The 20,394-nt window shown below is 37.2% G+C and carries 24 protein-coding genes and 1 riboswitch; of the genes, 18 read left to right on the top strand and 6 right to left on the bottom strand.

Features of this window, described 5'->3' with window-relative positions; all coding sequences use genetic code 11:
* The 5 genes from comGD to ACZ427_RS08845 all read left to right on the top strand — a co-directional run bounded on the left by comGD (position 1) and on the right by ACZ427_RS08845 (position 1,883).
* On the top strand, positions 1–420 hold the full coding sequence (gene comGD / locus ACZ427_RS08865; protein ID WP_461177742.1) for a competence type IV pilus minor pilin ComGD: 420 nt from the start codon (positions 1–3) through the stop codon (positions 418–420).
* On the top strand, positions 410–748 hold the full coding sequence (locus ACZ427_RS08860) for a prepilin-type N-terminal cleavage/methylation domain-containing protein (protein ID WP_461177743.1): 339 nt from the start codon (positions 410–412) through the stop codon (positions 746–748). The genes comGD and ACZ427_RS08860 overlap by 11 nt, the downstream gene beginning before the upstream one ends.
* Positions 696–1,145 carry a competence type IV pilus minor pilin ComGF gene (locus ACZ427_RS08855; protein WP_461177744.1) on the top strand — a complete coding sequence of 150 codons (450 nt, stop codon included), beginning with the start codon at positions 696–698 and terminating at the stop codon, positions 1,143–1,145. Before ACZ427_RS08860 ends, ACZ427_RS08855 begins: the two co-directional genes overlap by 53 nt.
* Positions 1,117–1,491, top strand: coding sequence for a hypothetical protein (locus ACZ427_RS08850; protein ID WP_461177745.1), 375 nt, complete (start codon positions 1,117–1,119; stop codon positions 1,489–1,491). Before ACZ427_RS08855 ends, ACZ427_RS08850 begins: the two co-directional genes overlap by 29 nt.
* A 149-nt stretch (positions 1,492–1,640) precedes the next feature.
* Positions 1,641–1,883, top strand: coding sequence for a DUF2626 domain-containing protein (locus ACZ427_RS08845; RefSeq protein WP_461177746.1), 243 nt, complete (start codon positions 1,641–1,643; stop codon positions 1,881–1,883).
* A 61-nt stretch (positions 1,884–1,944) separates the two neighbouring features.
* Here ACZ427_RS08845 and ACZ427_RS08840 read toward each other — a convergent pair whose 3' ends face one another.
* Positions 1,945–2,574 (bottom strand): MBL fold metallo-hydrolase, encoded by a 630-nt coding sequence (locus tag ACZ427_RS08840; protein WP_461177747.1) that lies wholly within the window; start codon positions 2,572–2,574, stop codon positions 1,945–1,947.
* 195 nt (positions 2,575–2,769) lie between these two features.
* Here ACZ427_RS08840 and ACZ427_RS08835 point away from each other — a divergent pair, with 195 nt between their 5' ends.
* On the top strand, positions 2,770–2,943 hold the full coding sequence (locus ACZ427_RS08835; protein ID WP_461177748.1) for a DUF2759 family protein: 174 nt from the start codon (positions 2,770–2,772) through the stop codon (positions 2,941–2,943).
* Between the two features lie 100 nt (positions 2,944–3,043).
* On the opposite strand, the gene ACZ427_RS08830 is transcribed toward ACZ427_RS08835, so the two are convergent.
* The 3 genes from ACZ427_RS08830 to ACZ427_RS08820 are packed head-to-tail and all read right to left on the bottom strand — an operon-like array spanning position 3,044 to position 5,637.
* Positions 3,044–3,211, bottom strand: coding sequence for a hypothetical protein (locus ACZ427_RS08830; protein WP_461177749.1), 168 nt, complete (start codon positions 3,209–3,211; stop codon positions 3,044–3,046).
* On the bottom strand, positions 3,195–3,989 hold the full coding sequence (locus ACZ427_RS08825; protein WP_461177750.1) for a YqhG family protein: 795 nt from the start codon (positions 3,987–3,989) through the stop codon (positions 3,195–3,197). The genes ACZ427_RS08830 and ACZ427_RS08825 overlap by 17 nt, the downstream gene beginning before the upstream one ends.
* Positions 3,976–5,637, bottom strand: a complete 1,662-nt coding sequence (locus tag ACZ427_RS08820; RefSeq protein WP_461177751.1) for a DEAD/DEAH box helicase — start codon at positions 5,635–5,637, stop codon at positions 3,976–3,978. The genes ACZ427_RS08825 and ACZ427_RS08820 overlap by 14 nt, the downstream gene beginning before the upstream one ends.
* A gap of 149 nt (positions 5,638–5,786) precedes the next feature.
* A riboswitch (glycine riboswitch) is annotated at positions 5,787–5,930 on the top strand.
* A 192-nt stretch (positions 5,931–6,122) separates the two neighbouring features.
* Here ACZ427_RS08820 and gcvT point away from each other — a divergent pair.
* Genes gcvT through gcvPB form a run of 3 tightly spaced genes read left to right on the top strand, consistent with a single transcriptional unit; the run spans position 6,123 to position 10,055 of the window.
* Positions 6,123–7,256, top strand: a complete 1,134-nt coding sequence (gene gcvT, locus ACZ427_RS08815) for a glycine cleavage system aminomethyltransferase GcvT (RefSeq protein ID WP_461177752.1) — start codon at positions 6,123–6,125, stop codon at positions 7,254–7,256.
* Entirely contained in the window at positions 7,256–8,605 is a 1,350-nt protein-coding gene (gene gcvPA, locus ACZ427_RS08810) for an aminomethyl-transferring glycine dehydrogenase subunit GcvPA (protein WP_461177753.1), read from the top strand. Before gcvT ends, gcvPA begins: the two co-directional genes overlap by 1 nt.
* Positions 8,598–10,055, top strand: coding sequence for an aminomethyl-transferring glycine dehydrogenase subunit GcvPB (gcvPB, locus tag ACZ427_RS08805; RefSeq protein ID WP_461177754.1), 1,458 nt, complete (start codon positions 8,598–8,600; stop codon positions 10,053–10,055). Before gcvPA ends, gcvPB begins: the two co-directional genes overlap by 8 nt.
* A 108-nt stretch (positions 10,056–10,163) precedes the next feature.
* On the opposite strand, the gene ACZ427_RS08800 is transcribed toward gcvPB, so the two are convergent.
* A complete protein-coding gene (locus tag ACZ427_RS08800; protein ID WP_461177869.1) occupies positions 10,164–10,535 on the bottom strand; it encodes a rhodanese-like domain-containing protein in 372 nt (123 codons plus the stop codon).
* A 415-nt stretch (positions 10,536–10,950) separates the two neighbouring features.
* On the opposite strand from ACZ427_RS08800, the gene ACZ427_RS08795 reads away from it, so the two are divergent.
* The 3 genes from ACZ427_RS08795 (at position 10,951) to ACZ427_RS08785 (ending at position 15,340) form a co-directional block, all read left to right on the top strand.
* Complete coding sequence (locus ACZ427_RS08795; protein WP_461177755.1) at positions 10,951–13,521, top strand: vitamin B12-dependent ribonucleotide reductase; 2,571 nt, start codon at positions 10,951–10,953, stop codon at positions 13,519–13,521.
* A gap of 392 nt (positions 13,522–13,913) precedes the next feature.
* Entirely contained in the window at positions 13,914–14,327 is a 414-nt protein-coding gene (gene mntR, locus ACZ427_RS08790; RefSeq protein WP_461177756.1) for a transcriptional regulator MntR, read from the top strand.
* A 119-nt stretch (positions 14,328–14,446) separates the two neighbouring features.
* The gene (locus ACZ427_RS08785; protein ID WP_461177757.1) at positions 14,447–15,340 is read left to right on the top strand and encodes a patatin-like phospholipase family protein; all 894 of its coding nucleotides are present in this window, start codon (positions 14,447–14,449) and stop codon (positions 15,338–15,340) included.
* 135 nt (positions 15,341–15,475) lie between these two features.
* Here ACZ427_RS08785 and ACZ427_RS08780 read toward each other — a convergent pair whose 3' ends face one another.
* Positions 15,476–15,850 (bottom strand): SA1362 family protein, encoded by a 375-nt coding sequence (locus tag ACZ427_RS08780; protein WP_461177758.1) that lies wholly within the window; start codon positions 15,848–15,850, stop codon positions 15,476–15,478.
* 324 nt (positions 15,851–16,174) lie between these two features.
* Between ACZ427_RS08780 and ACZ427_RS08775 the strand changes: the two genes are divergently transcribed.
* The 6 genes from ACZ427_RS08775 to spoIIIAC all read left to right on the top strand — a co-directional run bounded on the left by ACZ427_RS08775 (position 16,175) and on the right by spoIIIAC (position 20,389).
* Complete coding sequence (locus ACZ427_RS08775) at positions 16,175–16,693, top strand: YqhR family membrane protein (RefSeq protein ID WP_461177759.1); 519 nt, start codon at positions 16,175–16,177, stop codon at positions 16,691–16,693.
* A 116-nt stretch (positions 16,694–16,809) separates the two neighbouring features.
* A complete protein-coding gene (locus ACZ427_RS08770) occupies positions 16,810–17,871 on the top strand; it encodes a M24 family metallopeptidase (RefSeq protein WP_461177760.1) in 1,062 nt (353 codons plus the stop codon).
* Positions 17,872–17,905: 34 nt separating this feature from the next.
* Complete coding sequence (gene efp, locus ACZ427_RS08765) at positions 17,906–18,463, top strand: elongation factor P (RefSeq protein ID WP_461177761.1); 558 nt, start codon at positions 17,906–17,908, stop codon at positions 18,461–18,463.
* Between the two features lie 257 nt (positions 18,464–18,720).
* Entirely contained in the window at positions 18,721–19,701 is a 981-nt protein-coding gene (gene spoIIIAA / locus ACZ427_RS08760) for a stage III sporulation protein AA (RefSeq protein ID WP_461177762.1), read from the top strand.
* Positions 19,646–20,158, top strand: coding sequence for a stage III sporulation protein SpoIIIAB (spoIIIAB, locus tag ACZ427_RS08755; RefSeq protein WP_461177763.1), 513 nt, complete (start codon positions 19,646–19,648; stop codon positions 20,156–20,158). The genes spoIIIAA and spoIIIAB overlap by 56 nt, the downstream gene beginning before the upstream one ends.
* A 24-nt stretch (positions 20,159–20,182) precedes the next feature.
* Positions 20,183–20,389 (top strand): stage III sporulation protein AC, encoded by a 207-nt coding sequence (gene spoIIIAC / locus ACZ427_RS08750; RefSeq protein WP_461177764.1) that lies wholly within the window; start codon positions 20,183–20,185, stop codon positions 20,387–20,389.
* Positions 20,390–20,394: the final 5 nt, after the last annotated feature.

Here is a 20,394-nt window from a genome sequence, read left to right as displayed (position 1 = left end):
ATGAAAAACCAAAAAGGATTTACCCTATTGGAAGTACTGGTGGTACTTGGCGTTTTATCCATTCTTTTATTCCTTAGTCCGCCTTTAAATATATCCAGTTTGGAAAAGCATCAGACCAAACAGTTCCTGGAAACATTTGAATATGATGTGTTATATATTCAAAACCTTGCCACAACAACTTCATCCCATGTACGTCTTATCATTCGCCATGATCGATATACCATAGTAAGTCCTTCAAAAACCTTGGCGGTAAGATACTATCCATCTAACCTGGAATTTAATTCTACAATGGAGAATATATCATTTACCAAGAGTGGTTCCATTCGAAAAGCAGGAAATATTACAATAAACACTTTAGATTCCACATATAAAGCTGTATTCCCACCAGGAAAAGGCAGGTTTTATATCTATGAAAACTAATGGATTCACACTGATTGAAGTTCTAATTGCATCCACTCTGCTGATAACAGTGGTGACTACGGTATTTCCCATTATCACCTTGTTAACAAATGAAAAAGATAACTTAAGTGATCGAAGAATACTCACTTCTAAAGTTCATGATGAATTGCAGGATTATCTGTGGGACAAAGAAAAAAGTACACCAGATCAATTTACCGAAATCATAAGAATGAAGGAAGTTACATTTACATTTACAAAAGAGAAGGAATATATTAAAGGATGTGCACGCTGGGAAAATGTTAAGAAAACCAAAGAGACAATCTGTCTGTACGGCATTTCTGAAAAATGAACAAGGATTTACGTTTATATCGATGTTTTTGATGATCACCATGATAGCAGTCACCTTACCTTTGTTAGGTTATTTAATAAAATCTTCCAGTTTACCAGCAAACACGGACGAGCTCTCCATCCAGCAATTTTTTCTGTTTCTCAGAAATGACGTCATCAATGCAAGAGAATATGATATTGAACCTACAGTTCTTCATTTAGTCCAGAACGATGGAACAACTGCTAAAATTGAAAAGTATGGAAGCCATATAAGGCGTCAAGTGGATGGAAAAGGTCACGAAATTTATATCAGGGATATAAAAGAAGTGGAGTTCATTCCCCATCCATATGGAATTCACGCTTTCATAACCTCTGTTGAAGGAGAAACGTATGAAAAAAAGATTATATTTTATCAATAGTGAGCGTGGCTTCTTTTTACCGTATGTACTATTTACTATAACATTGGTTTTCATCTATATAACATCGAATATTCACGCATATAGAAGCGAAATCGATATAACTGAAGGACTGGTGGAAAATATAAAAGCTGAGACCTTATTCCAGATGGGACATACGAAAATCAAGGAGGAAATGGAAACATTCGATCATGCAAGTGAGGTATTCTACCGTTTTCCTGAAGGAAGTGTTGAAATCGAGTTAAAGTCGATGTCAGAGGACAGCTACCAACTCTATTTTACGATGAGAACCAATAAAGATTTTGTCGTTTCCATTACAAATTATGTTGAAAAGGATAAGACAGACTAGGATATAGTGAGGGTTTGAAAATATTAAGAGGAGAAAAAAGGTATTACAAATATATGGGAAAACTTACAGTTGTTTAGCAAGATTCGTTTACAACTTCTCATTCGTCGTATATAATAACAATGATAAGGTTATCAAAAGGAGGGGTAAGCATGGATCGAGTCTTTCGAATGCTTGCCTTTTGGACAGGTATTTTTACAATCATGTTTTTTGTCGGAGATATGCAAAAAACAGCATTATTATTCCTTGTCCAAACGGCATTTTTCCTTACATTAGGTTATTTAAGATTATCTGAACGCATGTATATGTATATGTTCGGTGCTTACTGTACAATATTTTTTGTCGGTTTTACATGGTACTCTGAATTTATACTTGTACCTGGTTTCGGACACTAGGAACGAAAAAAAACCTGTCTATAATTAGACAGGTTTTTTTCTTAAATAGAGTAATTTTTCATTAGCCTGGGGTTGAAATAAAAGGATTATCCCGTTTTTCTTCCTTGATTGTTGTTCTTGGTCCGTGTCCTGGAAACACAGTAAAATTGTCTTCCAATTGGTACAGATGATTCCATACACTTTCCTTAAGCTGTTCTAAACTTCCACCTGGTAAATCAGTTCTACCAATTCCACGTTGAAATAAAACATCACCGCCAAAAACGATCTGTTTCTCTTCAAAAATGAAACTGACACTTCCCGGCGAATGTCCGGGCGTATGAACTACTTTAAAATGAAATGAGCCTATATTTAGTTTTCCTGGTTTCAAGTGGAACTCCGCAGGCCCTGTTGCAATCTCTTCTCCTGTAAAAAGGACGGAACCATTCAAACGGGGATCCCCAAGCCACTCTGCCTCATATTCATGTATATACACATCTAAATTATAATAAGTGCGTAATTCCTCTACGCCACCAATATGATCGAAGTGTGCGTGTGTCAGCAAAATGCCTTGAGCAGTGAGCTTCTTTTCATGTAAAAAATGAATTACTTTATCCGCATCTCCACCCGGGTCAATAATTAAAGCTTCCTCGGCTTCATAGACTATATAACAATTTGTTCCAAGCGGGCCCAACGGCATACTTTCGACATTCATTAATAAACCTCCTCGTATAAAAATATGCTTCTATCGGGCTATTTATATGCTGTAATGAATTACAAAGGAAATATCTCGACAAAAGCAACAATATATTATAGAATAAAGAATATAATCGTCTGATTACATAATAATACAAATGTCATTCCTATACCAGTTATGACAATCAGGAAGTCAATAAGGAGGATAAAATAGATGCATATCGTATTGGCAATTTTATTTTTATTAGTGGCATTATTGGCTGTAGTGTCCGTAATTCGTCAGATGAAATATAAAAATTTATTTGCTCTCGGATTCTCAGCTCTTACAGCCGCTGCATTTGGTTTCTTCTCAATTGCAACCATTATTTCCGAAATCTCAGGCTCTTAAAAAATTAGAGAAAAAGCTAACTAGACAGTTAGCTTTTTTAATAGGTAAGAATTTTTATAAATACTTGGTAGTGTACAATGCCTTCTAAGTAATGCCTCGGTCAACTCCGGCGCTCAACTCCCTCTAAGTCATAAGCTGCGACTTCCCGCAGGAGCATGAGCGCTAATGTTGCGTTCAAGCTTTCAGCCACTTCGGCTTTTCCATGGATGTGGTACTCATAGCTTCCTGTTGCTTTAGCGTCAACAAGGCGCTTACGCTTTTGGTTCATCCAATGCATTTGCCGTTAGATAAAAAATCCCTCCATTGATTATTTTATAGGTAATTGAAGGCTCATAACGTTCTTTTATCTCGTTTAACTCTTTATCTATTTGTTCTTTGTTTGATTCTTGTGCATAGAAATAGTGAAGCATTTCAATTTCTTCTTCCAATTCAATTATCGATTGATCAGCCCACTCATGTGTTTGATTTTCAATATAATTATCAATAACAGATTGAATTCGAAGGTAACCGCTATTTAGTTTTATCATCGGTGAGATTGTATAACAATAATCGGATATCTTCATTTGCAGTGGGAGCTGTTTCAATTTCTCCATCATTTCCAGTTTCATCATTCCATTAACCAGATGAAGCCCGATTGAAAAAATTTCATCCCTTTTTTGTTTCCCCGTGTAACTGATTTTAATATTGATGACTAGCCAGGGATACAAAGGAGTGTTTGCACTGGTTTGCACCTTTTGAAATAGCTTTGTGTGTTTTTCCTGTTGTTTGAGATGTTCTAAGATTTGTTGCAGTCGCGGACTGCCAAAATGGACCCATTCCCCTTTTTCTCCTCTTTTATCCGGGTTTGATATGAGTGTAAGTTGCATAGGCATTCCTTCGTGTCCAGTTTTTTTTACGTAATGCCAGTAAAATGGACGGTTCATTAGCGCCCTGTCCATATCCTCGGTCAGCTGTATGGTAAACATACCATCTTCAATTTTAAGGAGTTCACAATGATGTGCTCGAAAATAGTCCTGTAAAAATGCATGTAAATTAGTAATTGCCATATTGCTGTTCCTCACCATCCGTATTTTTGTGTGTATGCTTAATAATTGCTGCAAGGTTATCCAGTTTAATTTTTGCTTCCCCTGCAGATGCAGATTCTGCATAGATATTTTGGATTTCTGATTCCAAATCAGGTATTCGAAGTTCACTTAGAATGTCATCCAAGTGTCCGATTACTTGCTCGAACATGTTGATCTTTTCGTAAAGTAAAGCCATTATATGTTCTTCAATCGTGTCTCGAATCGCAAAATTATAAACATGAACGTCTTTTTCCTGCCCATAACGATGTATTCTTCCTATTCTTTGTTCCAGACGCATTGGATTCCATGGCAGGTCATAGTTAATCATATAATTACAAAATTGCAGGTTAATACCTTCTCCGCCAGCTTCAGTGGCAATCAGCACCTGTGCGTGATTTTTAAACAATTGCCGCATCCAATCCTTCTTTCCCCGTTTGAATCCGCCACGATAAGGAACAGATGAGATGCCGTGCTGCTGAAGATACCATTGAAGGTAAAGCTGTGTTGCTCTGTATTCTGTAAAAATAATCACTTTTTCATTTCCGAATGATTGAATTAAATCAACGGCCTTTTGTGCTTTTGAATGATGTGGCAATTGTTCGATTTTTGTTAAGAGCGGTTGAAGAGTTTTTTCATTGTGTTCTTCCTCTGAGATTTTTTTTAGAGATAAATAACAGGCTTCTCTTGATGAGCATAGTTCTCTTAAATATGTAATCTTAGAGAAAGAGGGCAAGGGATCAGCTACTGTATCCAGCTTATTATACACTTCCATTTCTTCCGGGCTGAAATCGGTCCAGATTGTTTCAATATGACGTTTTGTAGTGTTAAGTGATGTGTCCTTTCGTGTGTTTCGGATCATTACTTTTTTAATTAATTGTTTGAGATAAAAGTCGTCTTTAATTCTTTTTCTATCTTTTCCAAATTGTTCAAGGAATGAATCATGATTCCCAAGGAGTCCCGGACGTAGAATAGAAACTAAATTAAAGATTTCAATCAGACGATTTTGTACCGGTGTGGCGCTTAATAATAGACAATATTTTTTTTTGAGTAATCGAACGAACTCATAATTTTTTGTTTTATGGTTTTTTAACTTATGTGCTTCATCAATTAAAAGAAAATCATACTCAATATCCAGAATCTTTTCTTTATGCGGTGAACGTTTTGCTGTATCAATTGATGATATGATTACATCATGCTGGTCCCATGAATAGTTTTTTCGATATGCAATGGCAGGAATGTAGAATTTTTCATTTAATTCTGTTACCCACTGGTTCACGAGAGATGCAGGGACAAGGATAAGCGTTTTTTTTGCTAACCCTCTGACCATATATTCTTTTAAAACTAAACCCGCTTCTATTGTTTTTCCCAAGCCAACTTCGTCCGCTAATATTGCTCTACCATTCATATTTTCGATTACTTGTTCGGCAGTGGAAATCTGGTGCTTTAGAAAGTCTACATGCGGCAAATAGTGCAATGCCCGTAATCCCGAGAAAGTTGGGCTCATTGTTGTAAGTTCAGCTTGATAAGCCATGGAAAAAAGGGACCATGTTGAAAGTTTTTCATCTTTTTCAAATGTTGCTTGTAATTCATCAATGTATGTTGAATCTTTTTGAATAGGGATGGATTTCATAAGAAACTTCCTTTTTTGCAGATTTAAAATGGAATAAGTTTTTTGAAATCGCTATATTCCATTATGTTTTTATGCTATAATCATGGAAATAGATTTTTCACGATACTGTTACATAGTATAACCAAATATAATGATTTTCATAAAAGCGGATGATTGCAAGGGGAGAGTTTACGAACAGGAACATGTTGTGCAACGTTGGGATAATCCAAAACTTGCTTAACAGGTTCTTGATGGTAACGCCGAAGGAGCAAACGATCAGTGAATCTCTCAGGCAAAAAGACTCTTGCAGGACGCGGCTCTGGAGAGTGTATACCACTGGTAGACCACCCACGAAGCAAGTATTTATAATGAAAAATATCTTTTCATTATAAATATGCAACTTTCTGGTTTAAGGACAGAGATTTCCCATATAATTGGTGAAATCTCTATTTTTATGTACTTTTTTAGATGATGAAAATTATCTTTTAAAAGAGGGAGTGATTTGGATGAATCAATTAAAACGAACCCCTTTATTTCCGGAGTATGAGAAATATGGGGCCAAAACGGTTGATTTCGGTGGTTGGGATCTACCTGTGCAGTATACTGGGATTAAACACGAACATGAAGTAACGAGAACAAAAGCAGGTTTATTCGATGTGTCACACATGGGTGAAATTGCAGTGAAAGGAACAAAAAGTTTAGAATTTTTGCAAACAATGACAACAAATGATGTATCGAAATTGTCTCCAAACCGTGCTCAGTATACATTTATGTGTCATGAAGATGGTGGAACAGTGGATGATTTCCTAATTTACATGCTGGCAGCGGATGATTATTTATTAGTTGTTAATGCGGCGAATGCCGAAAAGGATTATGACTGGCTTGTAAAAAACAATGCGTATAATAATGAAGATCTAGCTATTGAAAATGTATCAGACAGGTATGTTCAATTAGCATTACAAGGTCCAAAAGCAGAACAGATTTTGCAATCAATTACAGACACGAAGTTAAATGAAATTAAATTTTTCCGGTTTGACCGTAATGTACACTTCACTTCCGTCGACTCGGCTGCTATTGTTTCACGAACGGGTTATACAGGGGAAGATGGATTTGAGATCTATCTTGATAAGACACACGGAAGAAAGTTGTGGCGTTTAATTTTGGAAGTCGGCAAAGATGAGGGTGTTGAGCCGATAGGGCTTGGGGCCAGGGACACATTACGTTTTGAAGCAAATCTGGCACTTTATGGACAGGAGCTTTCTGAGGATATTACACCAATAGAGGCAGGATTGAAATTTGCGGTGAAAGTAAATAAAGAAGTAGATTTCATTGGCAAACAGAAACTGAAAAGTCAAATAGAATATGGACCGGATAGAAAGCTTGTTGGTATCGAAATGATCGATAAAGGAATACCACGCCATGGTTATGAGGTGTACACCAATGATGATGACAAGGCAGGTTTTATTACTTCTGGCACACAGTCTCCTACATTAAATAAAAAGGTAGGGTTGGCCTTAGTGAAAACAGAAGTGGCAGCGGAAGGAACAGAATTATATGTTCTAGTGAGAAAACGAAAATTAAAAGCTGTTGTAGTCCAAACGCCATTTTATAAAAGAGGCGAAACAGGAGGGGAATCATAATGGAATTTCGTTATTTACCTATGACTGAAACCGATAAAAAAGATATGCTGGATACAATTGGCGTGCAGTCTACAGATGAATTATTTTCTAATATACCAAGTGATATACGTTTTAAAGGTGAACTAAACCTGAAAAAACCTGCAAATGAATATCAATTAAAAAAAGAACTTACAGAGATGTCAAATAAAAATGCCAATTTGAAGGAATACACTTCATTTTTAGGAGCAGGGGTTTATGATCATTTTATTCCATCTGTAGTAGACCATGTTATTTCGAGATCTGAATTTTACACAGCGTATACCCCTTACCAGCCGGAAATTTCCCAGGGGGAATTGCAGGCTATTTTTGAATTTCAAACGATGATTTCTGAGTTAACCGGAATGCCGATATCAAACTCGTCCATGTATGATGGGGGGACTGCGTTAGCAGAGGCTGTGAATTTAAGTGCAGCACAAACAAAAAAGAAAAAAATTCTTGTGTCAAAAGCAGTCCATCCCGAGTCAATAGCTGTTATTGAATCTTACGCAAAAGGACCAAATTTGGAGATTGTGGAGATTGATTACAATAACGGTTTGACAGATTTGGATCAGTTAGAAAGAGAGTTAGATGAAAATACGGCAAGTGTTGTTATCCAATACCCAAATTTTTTCGGACAGATTGAACCATTACAAAGGGTTGAAGAACTGCTTAAGCAACAAAAGAAAACAATGTTCATTGTATCCAGCAATCCATTGGCATTAGGTTATTTAACACCTCCCGGGGAGTTTGGAGCTGATGTAGTTGTTGGTGATACACAGGTATTTGGTATCCCTACACAGTTTGGCGGGCCGCATTGTGGTTATTTTGCAACAACAAGTAAGCTGATGCGTAAAGTTCCCGGAAGATTGGTTGGGCAAACTGTTGATGAGGACGGTGCCCGTGGTTTTGTGTTAACACTTCAGGCAAGGGAGCAGCATATTCGAAGGAATAAGGCTACTTCTAATATATGTTCGAATCAGGCTTTAAATGCATTAGCCAGTTCGGTAGCAATGAGTTCAATTGGTAAACAGGGTCTTAAAAAAATGGCTGGATTAAACATGCGGAAAGCACGTTATTTAAAGCAGAAGATGCAGGAAGCAAATATACCGGTTGCAACAGAAGGTGTTTTCTTTAACGAATTAGTTATAGATTGTCAGCAGTCAGTCTATGAGATTAATGAAAAGTTATTGGATAAAGGAATTATTGGAGGATATGACCTTGAGCAAACCTATCCGGAACAAAAAGGAAAGATGCTGGTGGCTGTAACAGAAATCCGTACAAAAGAAGAAATAGATACATTTGTCAAAGAATTGAGGGATATCAATGGCTAATAAAGATTTTCCATTAATTTTTGAACGCAGTAAGGAAGGAAGGACCGGGTATAGTTTACCTGAGTTGGATATACCAGAATATGATTTGGACGGGGAATTGGAAGATGTGTATATAAGAGAGACCCCTCCTGATTTACCAGAGGTCAGTGAATTGGAAATCATGCGTCATTACACAGGACTTTCCAATCGAAACTTTGGAGTCGATTCCGGATTCTATCCATTGGGCTCTTGTACAATGAAATATAATCCTAAGATTAATGAAGATATCGCTCGTTTAGAAGGTTTTAGTCATATTCATCCACACCAGGACCCTAAGAGCGTCCAAGGAGCTCTTGAAATGTTATATGATCTACAAAGATCATTGGTTGAAATTACAGGGATGCATGAAGTTTCCCTGCAACCTGCCGCTGGAGCTCATGGAGAATGGACAGCATTAATGATGATCAATAAATTTCATGAAGCGCGAGGTGACCACAACCGAACAAAAGTCATTGTTCCTGATTCGGCACATGGAACAAATCCTGCTTCTGCCGCTGTAGCAGGTTTTGATGCTGTTACAGTAAAAACAAACGAGAACGGATTAGTAGATATTGAGCATTTAAAAGAAGTTGTTGGTGATGATACTGCAGCATTAATGCTGACTAATCCAAATACATTAGGTCTATTTGAAACAGAAATCATGGAGATGGCAGAGATTATCCACGGTGTGGGTGGAAAGCTTTATTATGATGGTGCCAACCTGAATGCCATTATGGGTTATACAAGACCTGGGGATATGGGATTTGATGCAGTCCATTTGAATCTCCATAAAACATTTACAGGCCCACACGGGGGTGGCGGCCCCGGATCAGGCCCGGTTGGTGTTTCTAAGGAATTGGAACCCTACCTGCCAAAACCGGTGCTTGTCAAAAAAGATGATTTATATGAATTTGAGTATAACAGACCAAATTCCATCGGCCGGGTAAAACCGTATTATGGAAACTTTGGTATTAATCTGCGAGCTTATACGTATATCCGTACAATGGGCGCGGAAGGACTTAAAAAGGTCAGTGAATACGCTGTTTTAAATGCAAATTATATGATGCGTAAACTGGAGAAAGCATATGATTTGCCATTTACCGGTCACTGTATGCATGAATTTGTATTATCCGGGAAGAGACAGAAAAAATTGGGTGTCCGTACATTGGATGTCGCCAAACGCCTATTGGATTATGGCTATCACCCGCCAACCATTTACTTTCCATTAAATGTGGAAGAAGCACTTATGGTTGAGCCAACAGAAACGGAATCCAAAGAGACTTTGGATGGATTTATTGATTCGATGCTGGAAATTGCAGAAGAAACGAAGAACGAACCAGAGCTGGTTCAGGATGCACCACATCATACAATTGTTAAACGTATGGACGAAACAACTGCAGCGAGAAAACCGGTGCTACGGTATTATAAATAACAGAAAGGCTCAGGATAGATATTTCAGCTATCCTGAGCCTTCTTTAGCAAATATAAAATATAAAGCCTGCTGCTGTAAAAGTAAGTACAGTTAAGGAATTGTAAATTTTTATTTGGTTTTAATTTTTCCCGTCCATTTTTTGAATCCGCCTTTAAGCTGATTAAGGTCTGTGTAGCCTTTTTTACGCAAAAGTTGTGCCGCTCGTGAAGAGCGTGCTCCACTTTGGCAGTATAGATAAACTGGCTTGTCTTTTCTAATTTCAACAAGTCGCTGACGCATCTGGGATACCGGGATATTTCTGGCACCAAGGATATGCCCTTTATCAAATTCCTGTGGTTCTCTCACGTCAATCAACTGTGCTTTTCGATAATTTTCGCGAAACTGATCTTCTGTTAAAACTTTCAAGTACGTTTTCTGTCTATAATGCCGAAAGATTCCAATGGCAAGCAGAATTACGATGGCTATAATTAAGAACTCCATTATTTTTTCCCTCATCCTTCTTTTTATTCATATTCTATTATAGGCTCCATCCCTTAATTTTTCAAAGTTTTTTTCGTTCCCTTTGCATTTATGAGAAATGTCGCGTAAGATAATTGAAGAAAATGAGGAATTTTGCTGGAATACGTCTAAAATTGACTATTTTTCAAGCCGTAAACATATGGTTTTTTAGATGAAAAACCAAACTATCCTTTGTTTTCCTTTCATGTTCTGCAGAATTTATTGTTTATCTGTTCTTGACAAATCCATTTATTTTTGGATGAAACACTATATATAGTGTTTTTTTATATTTTCGATACAATATATTGTTTTAATATATTTATATGTGGTATTGTATTTATATTACTGTAATTAATATATAAATGATTCTAAAAAAATCATGCGAAGGAGCGATATAATGTCGACTATTGTGGAAAGCAGAGAAGAAATTGATGTGTCAACATTAAATGACGACATCAAATTATTTCCGCAGGTACATCCGATAACGAGCGATATGAAGTTGACACATAAAGGGGTTTCACGTTTAGTAATGTTGGATCGATACGCTTTTAAGGATACAGAAAAGAAAACATTAAAAAAAGGCGATTTTGTCGTTCTGACAGTAAAAGCAGACCCGAAATTCCCAGCACGCGGTTTAGGCAGGGTAGAATCTATTGATTGGCACAACCAGGAAGCTGCAATTAAGGTGAACCCTGAGTTTGTATCAGTATTAGATAAAGAGGAAGAAGCAAACACAGGGATTGTACACCGTGGTTTGGATGTAATTGATAAACCGTTGGAATTATACTATGAGCAAATAGCCAAAAGAAATGCTGCAGGCCTTTCCGGTGTGGAGCAGACAGAGGAAGCGCAACAAAAATGGTTTAAAAAATTTAATGAAGAATTATCCAACCTGAATTTTATTCCTGCAGGAAGAGTATTATATGGCGCTGGTGCTGAAACGGATGTAACCTATTTTAATTGTTATGTTATGCCGTATATTAAGGATTCCCGTGAAGGTATCTCAGATCACCGAAAACAGGTAATGGAAATTATGAGCAGAGGCGGCGGTGTTGGTACAAATGGTTCCACCCTAAGACCACGAAATACCTTGGCAAGAGGGGTTAATGGAAAGTCATCCGGATCGGTGTCCTGGCTGGATGACATTGCGAAACTGACCCACCTGGTAGAACAGGGAGGAGCTAGACGCGGAGCACAAATGATTATGTTAGTCGATTCCCATCCTGACATCATTGAATTTATCATCTCAAAAATGCAAAACCCACGAATCCTGAGGTATTTAATAGAAAATACCGAGGATCAGCAAATAAAACAGCTTGCCCAGGAAAAATTAAATTTTAAACCGTTCACAGAGACAGAAATTGATTTATATCAAGGTATCTTAAATTATAAAAATATGCCGGGTCTTGGTGGATTTTCAGAGGCGGCGATAAGAGAAGCTGAAGAAAAGCTGCAAACTGGTGGGACATATACGGTTCATAATTCTGAATTTTTAACAGGAGCAAATATCTCCGTATGTCTGACGAAAGAATTCATGGAAGCTGTAGAGAACGATGATTATTATGAGCTTCGTTTCCCAGATGTTGAAAACTATACGAATGAGGAAATGAAAGAGTATAACGAGAATTGGCATGATGTTGGAGATGTTCGAAAATGGGAAGAAATGGGATATGGAGTACGTGTCTATCGCCGTATAAAAGCGAAGGAACTATGGAATTTAATTAATGTCTGTGCGACTTACTCCGCTGAACCAGGAATTTTCTTTATCGACAATGCAAATGATATGACAAATGCCAAAGCCTACGGGGACCAGGTCGTTGCAACAAACCCTTGTGGAGAACAGCCGCTTGCACCATACTCCGTTTGTAATCTAGCAGCAGTAAACCTTGCAGAGATGGCCAACAAAGATACAGCAACTGTTAATTTTGAGCAATTAACACAGACGGTAAAAACTGGTGTACGCATGCAGGATAACGTTATTGACGCTACACCATACTTTTTGGAAGAGAATAAAAAGCAGGCACTAGGCGAACGCCGTGTAGGCCTTGGTGTTATGGGTATGCATGATTTATTGATTTATTGTGAAACGGAATATGGATCAAAAGAAGGAAATCAATTAGTAGATAAAATCTTTGAAGTAATCGCAACAACTGCATACCGCGAATCAATTGAGCTCGCAAAGGAAAAAGGTAGTTTTCCATTCCTTGTTGGAAAAACAGATGAGGAAACAAGGGCATTACGTGAAGCATTTATTAACACAGGATATATGAAAAAAATGCCGGAAGATATCAGAGAATCCGTCTTGGAATATGGAATCCGCAACTCTCATCTATTGACGGTGGCTCCTACTGGGAGTACCGGAACAATGGTTGGAGTTAGTACAGGGTTAGAACCTTACTTCTCATTTTCCTATTATAGAAGTGGAAGACTTGGTAAGTTTATCGAAGTAAAAGCGGATATCGTTCAGGAATATCTGGACAGGAACCCGGATGCTGATGAAGAGAATCTTCCTAAATGGTTTGTAACTTCCATGGACTTAACACCTGAAGCACATGCCGATACACAATGTGTGATTCAGCGATGGGTTGACAGCTCCATTTCTAAAACAGTAAATGCCCCGCGTGGATATAAAGTAGAACAGGTGGAAAATGTTTATCAAAGATTATACAGAGGTGGTGCGAAAGGCGGTACGGTATATGTGGATGGAAGCCGTGATTCGCAGGTACTGACATTAAAAGCGGAAGAAAATCCGGTTGGAGAACAAACGGAGCTATTTAATGATAATCTAGAAACAGAAAAGCCTAAAGTGGTATTGATGGATACGGTCCAGGAGTTGGAGAAGACAGATGTAACCATCGGCTCAGAAGTAGGTGACACCTGTCCAGTATGTAGAACTGGTAAGGTAGAAGATATAGGTGGATGTAATACTTGTACAAGCTGTAATGCACAGTTGAAATGCGGGTTATAGAAAAATGTTTTTGAAGGACTGACAGTTTAATTGTCAGTCCTTCTTTTTTAGCAGTAAGAAAGTAGAAACCTTTCTTACTGTATAAGTCCGGCCTAAGGCAAATTCGCCTAATCTATAGCGAATGCCAATTTTTCTAAATAGGTAAGAAACCAACATTACGGTTAAGACCATGCGCCATCATCTATAATAAAAACAGCAGCATATTAATTCCTTATCAGTAAATACTTCAGCAGCTATAGTACCTACCCTTCAAGGTCAAAAGCTTTTACCTAAGAGTGATCAAGGCGCTTGCGCTTTTGTTCACTTGTTTATCTTCTTAATTTACGGTATCCTCATATATAGAAACATTGTTTCCTTGATTAAAAATTTATTCGTTGAAATGAGGAGATTTTATGCCTACACCTAGTATGGAAGACTACATAGAACTAATTTATAACTTGATTGAAACAAAAGGATATGCTCGTGTTTCAGATATTGCTGAAGCACTGGAGGTCCATCCATCCGCTGTAACAAAAATGGTTCAAAAGCTGGATAAAGATGGCTATCTGAATTATGAAAAATACAGAGGGTTCGTTCTAACAGCTAATGGGAAAAAAATTGGTGAAAGACTAGTATTCCGTCATGAATTATTGGAACAGTTTCTTGAAATAATTGGTGTGGATGAAGAAAATATTTATGAAGATGTGGAAGGCATAGAGCATCACCTAAGTTGGAATTCCATTGATCGGATTGGGGACTTAGTAAACTATTTTAACTCGGATAAAACCCGGATTGAGCAATTGAGAGATACCCGAACAGATAATTAGAAATTAAAAATTGTGTCATCACACACAATTAAATGATATTGTGTGATTTTATTTATTAATGTGTTCTAAATCAAATTTCTTATGCTTAGTTATATAAAAACAGCATAAGGAGAGAGCATATGATAATAGATGGTGTGTTTTCCGGGGGAGGAGTAAAAGCTTATGCATTTGTAGGTGCATTGGAAAGTATCGATAAAAAAGGATTGTATTTCGAACGTCTTGCAGGTACTTCCGCTGGTGCCATTGTAGCATCATTTCTGGCAGCAAATTACAGTTATGTTGAAATAAGAAACTTACTACATGAATTAGACTTAAGAGAATTTTTGGATCCACCAAGGTTAAGTAAATTTATCCCTATGAGCAAGTGGTTCTTTTTATATTTTCAATTAGGATTATATAAAGGAGATAAGCTGGAAAAATGGTTACAGATACAATTGGCCAAAAAGAATATTAATACATTTGTCGACCTTAAAGAAGGATATCTCAAAGTGGTAGTAAGTGATCTTTCATTAGGAAAACTGGTTGTTATACCGGATGATCTTAAAAGAATATATAATATTGAGCCCAAGCACTTTCCTGTAGCAAAAGCAGTACGGATGAGCTGTGGCTTTCCTTATTTTTTTATGCCCAAAAAAATGCCTGGTAAGACATCAAAGAAAAGTATTATTGTTGATGGAGGACTACTGAGTAACTTTCCTTTATGGGTGTTTGGAAATGGAGATTCAAAAAACGATAGACCGATTTTAGGTGTAAAGTTAACTGAATCCATTGATAAGCAGAATATCCCCAGTGATATCAATAATGCCTTTGATATGTTTCATGCGCTCTTTTCAACAATGAAACAGGCACATGATTCCAGGTATATTTCGAAATCTCAGAAAAATAATATTATTTTCATTCCTGTAGAGAATGTCGGAACAACCGATTTTCAGCTTGGTGAAAAAGCAAAGGAGTATTTAGTTCAAGCAGGAAAAGAGAGGACGGACCATTTTCTGAGATACTGGCCAAAATAAACTTATCTGGAGTTCTATAGAAAATTAGGCTTATCACCAAGCTTAAAGACGCACGCATTGGCCTGCCTTCACTGCAATAAGAAAGTTCTTAAATTATATCTCGCAAACAAAAAACGACCGTGCATGAGACTGATATCAGCCCGGTCGTTTCTTTTTTGATTTATTTCCATCAATAACACGTAGGTGTGATGCACGTCGGTTTATTTTTTTCTTTGTTTGCAGAGGCTTTTGCTTATTATTATTAACTGCAGGTTTATTTGCTGGTTCATGCTGTTTGTATTTAGCTTTGGATTGTTTAACAGCCTTTTTATATTTTTTCATTTCATTCGATGGTGCTCTCTTTTTGAGGAAGAGAAAATAGAATAACGTAAAAATCGCTGCCCCTATGACAAGCATTATGAATATATTTTTGAAAAAGTCGACTGTATTTGTGAAAAGTTGAGAGACCACCCCAATAACAGCCAGGCCAATGAGTACATAAACCAGTATGGAAATTTTATTACGCCCCATTCTGATTTCCTCCTTTTCATTTATAATGGTTTATTAGTACCTTATTACTTTATATACCACAAAATTCAAGATTTATATCACTCTATCCTAAAAATCTTAAATTATTGTGAACCTCTATTTTGCATTATTTCCTTTTCTACGTAAATTATTCATGTTCTTATTACTTGAGTGAAATATCATTATAAATTTATTATAACCCTTCTTACTTATATTTTACTAGAGAAATCAAATAATAACCAGCTAAGAATTTATAATATTCAATCATATATATAAATTTGATAGCTTTTGGGATAGTTGGCAATAATATGGGCTGGAGGTGTCTAGATGAATGAAAATAGTCAGCAATTAGAACAAAATAAAAAAGAGCATATTGGATCGCTGTTATCCCGATCGTTATTGACAGGGTTTATTGGCGGGATTTTATGGAGTGTATTAGGGGTAATTATGTATTACTTCAATTTCACAGAAATTGGGCCCAAACATTATCTCTTACGATCATGGAATACTGCAAAATGGACAGACGGGTGGTTGGGTGATATCATTTCTATTCTGATGGTCGGACTGATCTCTATTGCAGCAGCGCTAATTTACTATGGTATCTTCAAAAAGGTGAACTCCATGTGGATGGGGGCAGCTTATGGCATTATCCTTTGGCTGATTATCTTTTTTATGCTACAGCCAATATTTACCAATATACCACCATTGGCCGAGTTAAGTTTTAATACAATTATCTCAACGATTTGTCTATTTATTTTATATGGAACTTTTATTGGATACTCAATCTCTTATGATTACAATGACACAAAAGTCAAGGCAAGCAAGGAAAAAGAAAAAAACAACTAGTTTGAACGATGCTCTTTGTACGATATTGTAATTCAAATTCATGTGGTTTATGATAAAATGTAAAGATACATAGAGTATCATGTACTGATTCCTATAGAAAACAAGGGGGAGGAAAAATGGATAAAATAAATACGTTGAGAAATAGGCTTGCAGCTAACAATGTGGATGCAATTTTAATTACCAGTGCTATTAATAGAAGGTATATTACCGGTTTCACAGGAACTGCGGGTGCGGCAATTATCAGTGAAAGCACTACTCGGTTTATCACTGATTTTCGGTATACGGAACAGGCCACAGCACAAGCACAGGGTTTTGATGTTATTGAACATAAACAGTTGCTTGAATTAGAAATCAATGAACAACTAAAGGATATGAACGTGAAGCGCCTGGGATTTGAGAAGGATTATATTACTTATAGCCAGTATGAAAAATACGATAAAGTTATTGATGCAGAATTAGTACCGGTAAGCGGTCTGGTAGAAGAAATCCGTTTAATCAAAACAAATGATGAATTAGACATCATGAAAAAAGCGGCGAAAATAGCGGATGATGCATATGAACATATTCAAGGATACATTAAACCGGGAATTAAGGAGATTGATGTTTCTAACGAACTGGAATTTTTCATGAGAAAGCAAGGTGCGACATCTTCAAGTTTTGATATAATCGTTGCTTCTGGTGATCGTTCTGCTCTCCCTCATGGTGTTGCTTCCGAAAAAGAGATCAGGTCTGGAGAATTGGTGACACTTGATTATGGTGCATTATATAATGGATATTGTTCAGATATTACAAGAACCCTGGCTGTTGGAGATATCGATAATAAATTGAGAACGATATACGATACTGTTCTAGAAGCACAATTACGAGGTATAGAGGGAATTAAACCAGGGATTACTGGAAAAGAAGCGGATGCTTTAACACGAGATTATATTAAAGAAAAAGGCTATGGGGATAAATTCGGACATTCCACAGGACATGGATTAGGATTGGAAGTACATGAAGGACCCGGACTCTCATTCAGGTCCGACAGGAAATTGGAAACCGGTATGGTTGTAACCGTTGAGCCAGGCATTTATGTTCCGGGAGTCGGTGGCTGCAGAATTGAAGATGACATTGTACTAACAGAAGCGGGAAATGAACGTCTAACAACCTGCACAAAGGAATTCATTCAACTATAGACAAATGGTTTCAGGTTAAGGGAGGATAAGAAAAATGATTTCAGTTAATGACTTTAAAACAGGTTTAACAATCGAGGTAGACAATGATATTTGGCAGGTTATGGAGTTTCAGCATGTCAAGCCCGGAAAGGGTGCAGCTTTTGTTCGCTCGAAACTTCGTAATTTAAGAAATGGAAACATACAGGAGAAAACCTTTCGCGGTGGAGAAAAAGTAGGTAAGGCACATATTGAAAATAGAAAAATGCAATATTTATACGCATCAGGTGATACGCATGCATTTATGGATACTAACACATATGAACAAATTGAGTTAACGACACAGCAGATTGAAAACGAATTAAAATTCATGAAAGAAAGTATGGAACTCAACGTTATCACATATGAAGGAGAAATTCTTGGTGTGGATCTGCCAAAAAATGTTGAGCTTGAAGTAGTGGAAACAGAACCAGGCATCAAAGGAGATACTGCAAGCGGTGGTTCAAAACCAGCAACATTAGAAACCGGCCACACGGTGCAAGTTCCATTTTTCATAAATCAGGGTGAGGTATTGGTAATAAATACAACGGATGGTAAATATATATCACGTGCGTAATTAATCAGCTGAATAAATAGCAGAAAAAACAGTTCTCGTTTGAGAACTGTTTTTTTTCATGGGTTAGGAAGATAATCCACACGACGTGGATCAGTTCAGCGTTGCTCACGTATTAGTAGTGCTCTTACTCAAATTTCCTCTTGCCTTAAGGTGTTCAAGCCGCAACCTGAGCTTTTGTTCGAGAAATTCCTTCAGTCATATTATTTCCAATCATACATACATTTACTAGTGAGGTTACGTAGAAGTGAGGGTATGTTATGAAAGAAATATTACGATTATTTCCTGCTGAAATGAGACAAGCCATTGAATTGGAAATAGCAGATCGATGGGAACTTTTACAGGAGATACGCTTTCGATTGTCCCGTCCTGTAGAGCTGATTTTTGATAAACAAACCCAATGGCTGGAAAAAATCAGACCAGCTAAGAAAGATGCCATCTATATGATTAATCAGTTAAGTGAATTCTCTCTATATCGGATGGAAGATGAATTACAAAAAGGCTATATTACAATTGAAGGCGGTCATCGAGTAGGATTGGCAGGCAAAGTCAATACACTCAACGGTTCAGTCAAGGCGATTCAATATATTACTTTTTTAAATATACGAATTGCCAAAGAAAAAATAGGAGCTGGCCTAGCGTTTATTCCATATCTGCATCAAACAAGGAAGTATGTCAATACCCTTTTTGTCGGGCCCCCGCAGACAGGAAAAACAACAATAATAAGAGATGTTACAAGACTAATAGCTACAGGTTGGAGAAATATAGGAGCTCAGAAGGTTGCAGTTATTGATGAGCGATCTGAGATAGGGGGGTCTCTAAATGGAATGCCACAGCATGATTTGGGACTTAGAACGGATGTAATGGACGCTTGTCCGAAAGCGGAAGGCATGATGATGATGATTCGTTCGATGTCGCCCGATGTGCTTATCGTAGACGAGATAGGAAGTAAAGATGACGTTGAAGCATTAATGGAGGCAGTCAATGCAGGAGTTATAGTTATCTGTACGATACATGGAAGAACCATCGAGGAACTTAAAAAAAGGCCCTCCTTACAACCCTTATTTCAGCATAAGGTCTTTGAGAGAATTATACTTTTGGAGAAGCAAAGGAGTCCTGGACAAATAAAGCAGGTATACAATCAGAATGGCGATAAGATTTTTCAAAAATCGGGGGGCAAACCGGATGAAGTGGATTGGAGCACTTCTTTTCATCGGTACAACGACGTGGGCAGGATTTGACTGGAGTCAAAGATTAAGCAAAAGACCAAAACATATCAGACAATTAAAAAATGCGCTACAAATATTGGAAGCAGAGATGGTGTACAGTCAACTACCACTACAGGATGCATTTACAGTAATTGCAAAGCAGATCCCCCAACCTATGAAGTCTTTTTTTAGGAAACTTAGTACTAGCATGCGGGAAGAAGATGATCAATTGGCAAACCTGTGGAATAAAAATGTTGATGAGCTTCTGAAAGAATCATGCTTAGAACTTAACGAAGGGGAAATTCTGAAGCAATTTGGACAAACACTTGGGCAGCATGATTTTTCCCAACAGCAGAAACATATTCAATTAACAGTCACCCACCTTGAAAGGGAATTAGAAGAAGCCCGGGATAACCAATATAAATATAGCAAAATGGCAAAAAGTTTAGGACTATTAAGTGGTTTATTTATTGTATTGTTGTTCATTTAGCTTTAGCTGGAAAGGGGTACATCAATGTTTACCGATGCAGGCCTTTTATTTCAAATTGCTGGAATTGGAATTATTGTGGCAATTATTCACACCATCCTGAAACAGATGGGTAAAGAAGAAATTGCCCAGTTCGTTACATTATTAGGCTTTATTATCGTTCTTGCTGTTGTCATAAATGGGCTTGCTGATTTATTTCAACAGATTCGATCAGTATTTCTTTTCCAGGGGTAGTATAG

The sequence above is a fragment of the Virgibacillus ainsalahensis genome (genome assembly GCF_055380755.1).
The sequence above is the reverse complement of the archived record's forward strand: the minus strand, read 5'-3'. Positions and strand labels throughout refer to the sequence as shown.

Excerpts from the sequence above, each read along its gene's own strand:
- ACZ427_RS08795 (WP_461177755.1), top strand. The coding sequence starts at position 10,951 with ATGTCGACTATTGTGGAAAGCAGAGAAGAAATTGATGTGTCAACATTA.
- gcvPB (WP_461177754.1), top strand. The coding sequence starts at position 8,598 with ATGGCTAATAAAGATTTTCCATTAATTTTTGAACGCAGTAAGGAAGGA.
- ACZ427_RS08855 (WP_461177744.1), top strand. The coding sequence starts at position 696 with ATGTTAAGAAAACCAAAGAGACAATCTGTCTGTACGGCATTTCTGAAA.
- ACZ427_RS08845 (WP_461177746.1), top strand. The coding sequence starts at position 1,641 with ATGGATCGAGTCTTTCGAATGCTTGCCTTTTGGACAGGTATTTTTACA.
- ACZ427_RS08780 (WP_461177758.1), bottom strand. The coding sequence starts at position 15,850 with ATGGGGCGTAATAAAATTTCCATACTGGTTTATGTACTCATTGGCCTG.
- ACZ427_RS08820 (WP_461177751.1), bottom strand. The coding sequence starts at position 5,637 with ATGAAATCCATCCCTATTCAAAAAGATTCAACATACATTGATGAATTA.
- ACZ427_RS08785 (WP_461177757.1), top strand. The coding sequence starts at position 14,447 with ATGATAATAGATGGTGTGTTTTCCGGGGGAGGAGTAAAAGCTTATGCA.
- ACZ427_RS08830 (WP_461177749.1), bottom strand. The coding sequence starts at position 3,211 with ATGAACCAAAAGCGTAAGCGCCTTGTTGACGCTAAAGCAACAGGAAGC.
- ACZ427_RS08775 (WP_461177759.1), top strand. The coding sequence starts at position 16,175 with ATGAATGAAAATAGTCAGCAATTAGAACAAAATAAAAAAGAGCATATT.
- ACZ427_RS08860 (WP_461177743.1), top strand. The coding sequence starts at position 410 with ATGAAAACTAATGGATTCACACTGATTGAAGTTCTAATTGCATCCACT.
- ACZ427_RS08770 (WP_461177760.1), top strand. The coding sequence starts at position 16,810 with ATGGATAAAATAAATACGTTGAGAAATAGGCTTGCAGCTAACAATGTG.
- ACZ427_RS08835 (WP_461177748.1), top strand. The coding sequence starts at position 2,770 with ATGCATATCGTATTGGCAATTTTATTTTTATTAGTGGCATTATTGGCT.
- efp (WP_461177761.1), top strand. The coding sequence starts at position 17,906 with ATGATTTCAGTTAATGACTTTAAAACAGGTTTAACAATCGAGGTAGAC.
- gcvPA (WP_461177753.1), top strand. The coding sequence starts at position 7,256 with ATGGAATTTCGTTATTTACCTATGACTGAAACCGATAAAAAAGATATG.
- ACZ427_RS08800 (WP_461177869.1), bottom strand. The coding sequence starts at position 10,535 with ATGGAGTTCTTAATTATAGCCATCGTAATTCTGCTTGCCATTGGAATC.
- comGD (WP_461177742.1), top strand. The coding sequence starts at position 1 with ATGAAAAACCAAAAAGGATTTACCCTATTGGAAGTACTGGTGGTACTT.
- mntR (WP_461177756.1), top strand. The coding sequence starts at position 13,914 with ATGCCTACACCTAGTATGGAAGACTACATAGAACTAATTTATAACTTG.
- ACZ427_RS08840 (WP_461177747.1), bottom strand. The coding sequence starts at position 2,574 with ATGAATGTCGAAAGTATGCCGTTGGGCCCGCTTGGAACAAATTGTTAT.
- spoIIIAA (WP_461177762.1), top strand. The coding sequence starts at position 18,721 with ATGAAAGAAATATTACGATTATTTCCTGCTGAAATGAGACAAGCCATT.
- gcvT (WP_461177752.1), top strand. The coding sequence starts at position 6,123 with ATGAATCAATTAAAACGAACCCCTTTATTTCCGGAGTATGAGAAATAT.
- ACZ427_RS08850 (WP_461177745.1), top strand. The coding sequence starts at position 1,117 with ATGAAAAAAAGATTATATTTTATCAATAGTGAGCGTGGCTTCTTTTTA.
- spoIIIAB (WP_461177763.1), top strand. The coding sequence starts at position 19,646 with ATGAAGTGGATTGGAGCACTTCTTTTCATCGGTACAACGACGTGGGCA.
- ACZ427_RS08825 (WP_461177750.1), bottom strand. The coding sequence starts at position 3,989 with ATGGCAATTACTAATTTACATGCATTTTTACAGGACTATTTTCGAGCA.
- spoIIIAC (WP_461177764.1), top strand. The coding sequence starts at position 20,183 with ATGTTTACCGATGCAGGCCTTTTATTTCAAATTGCTGGAATTGGAATT.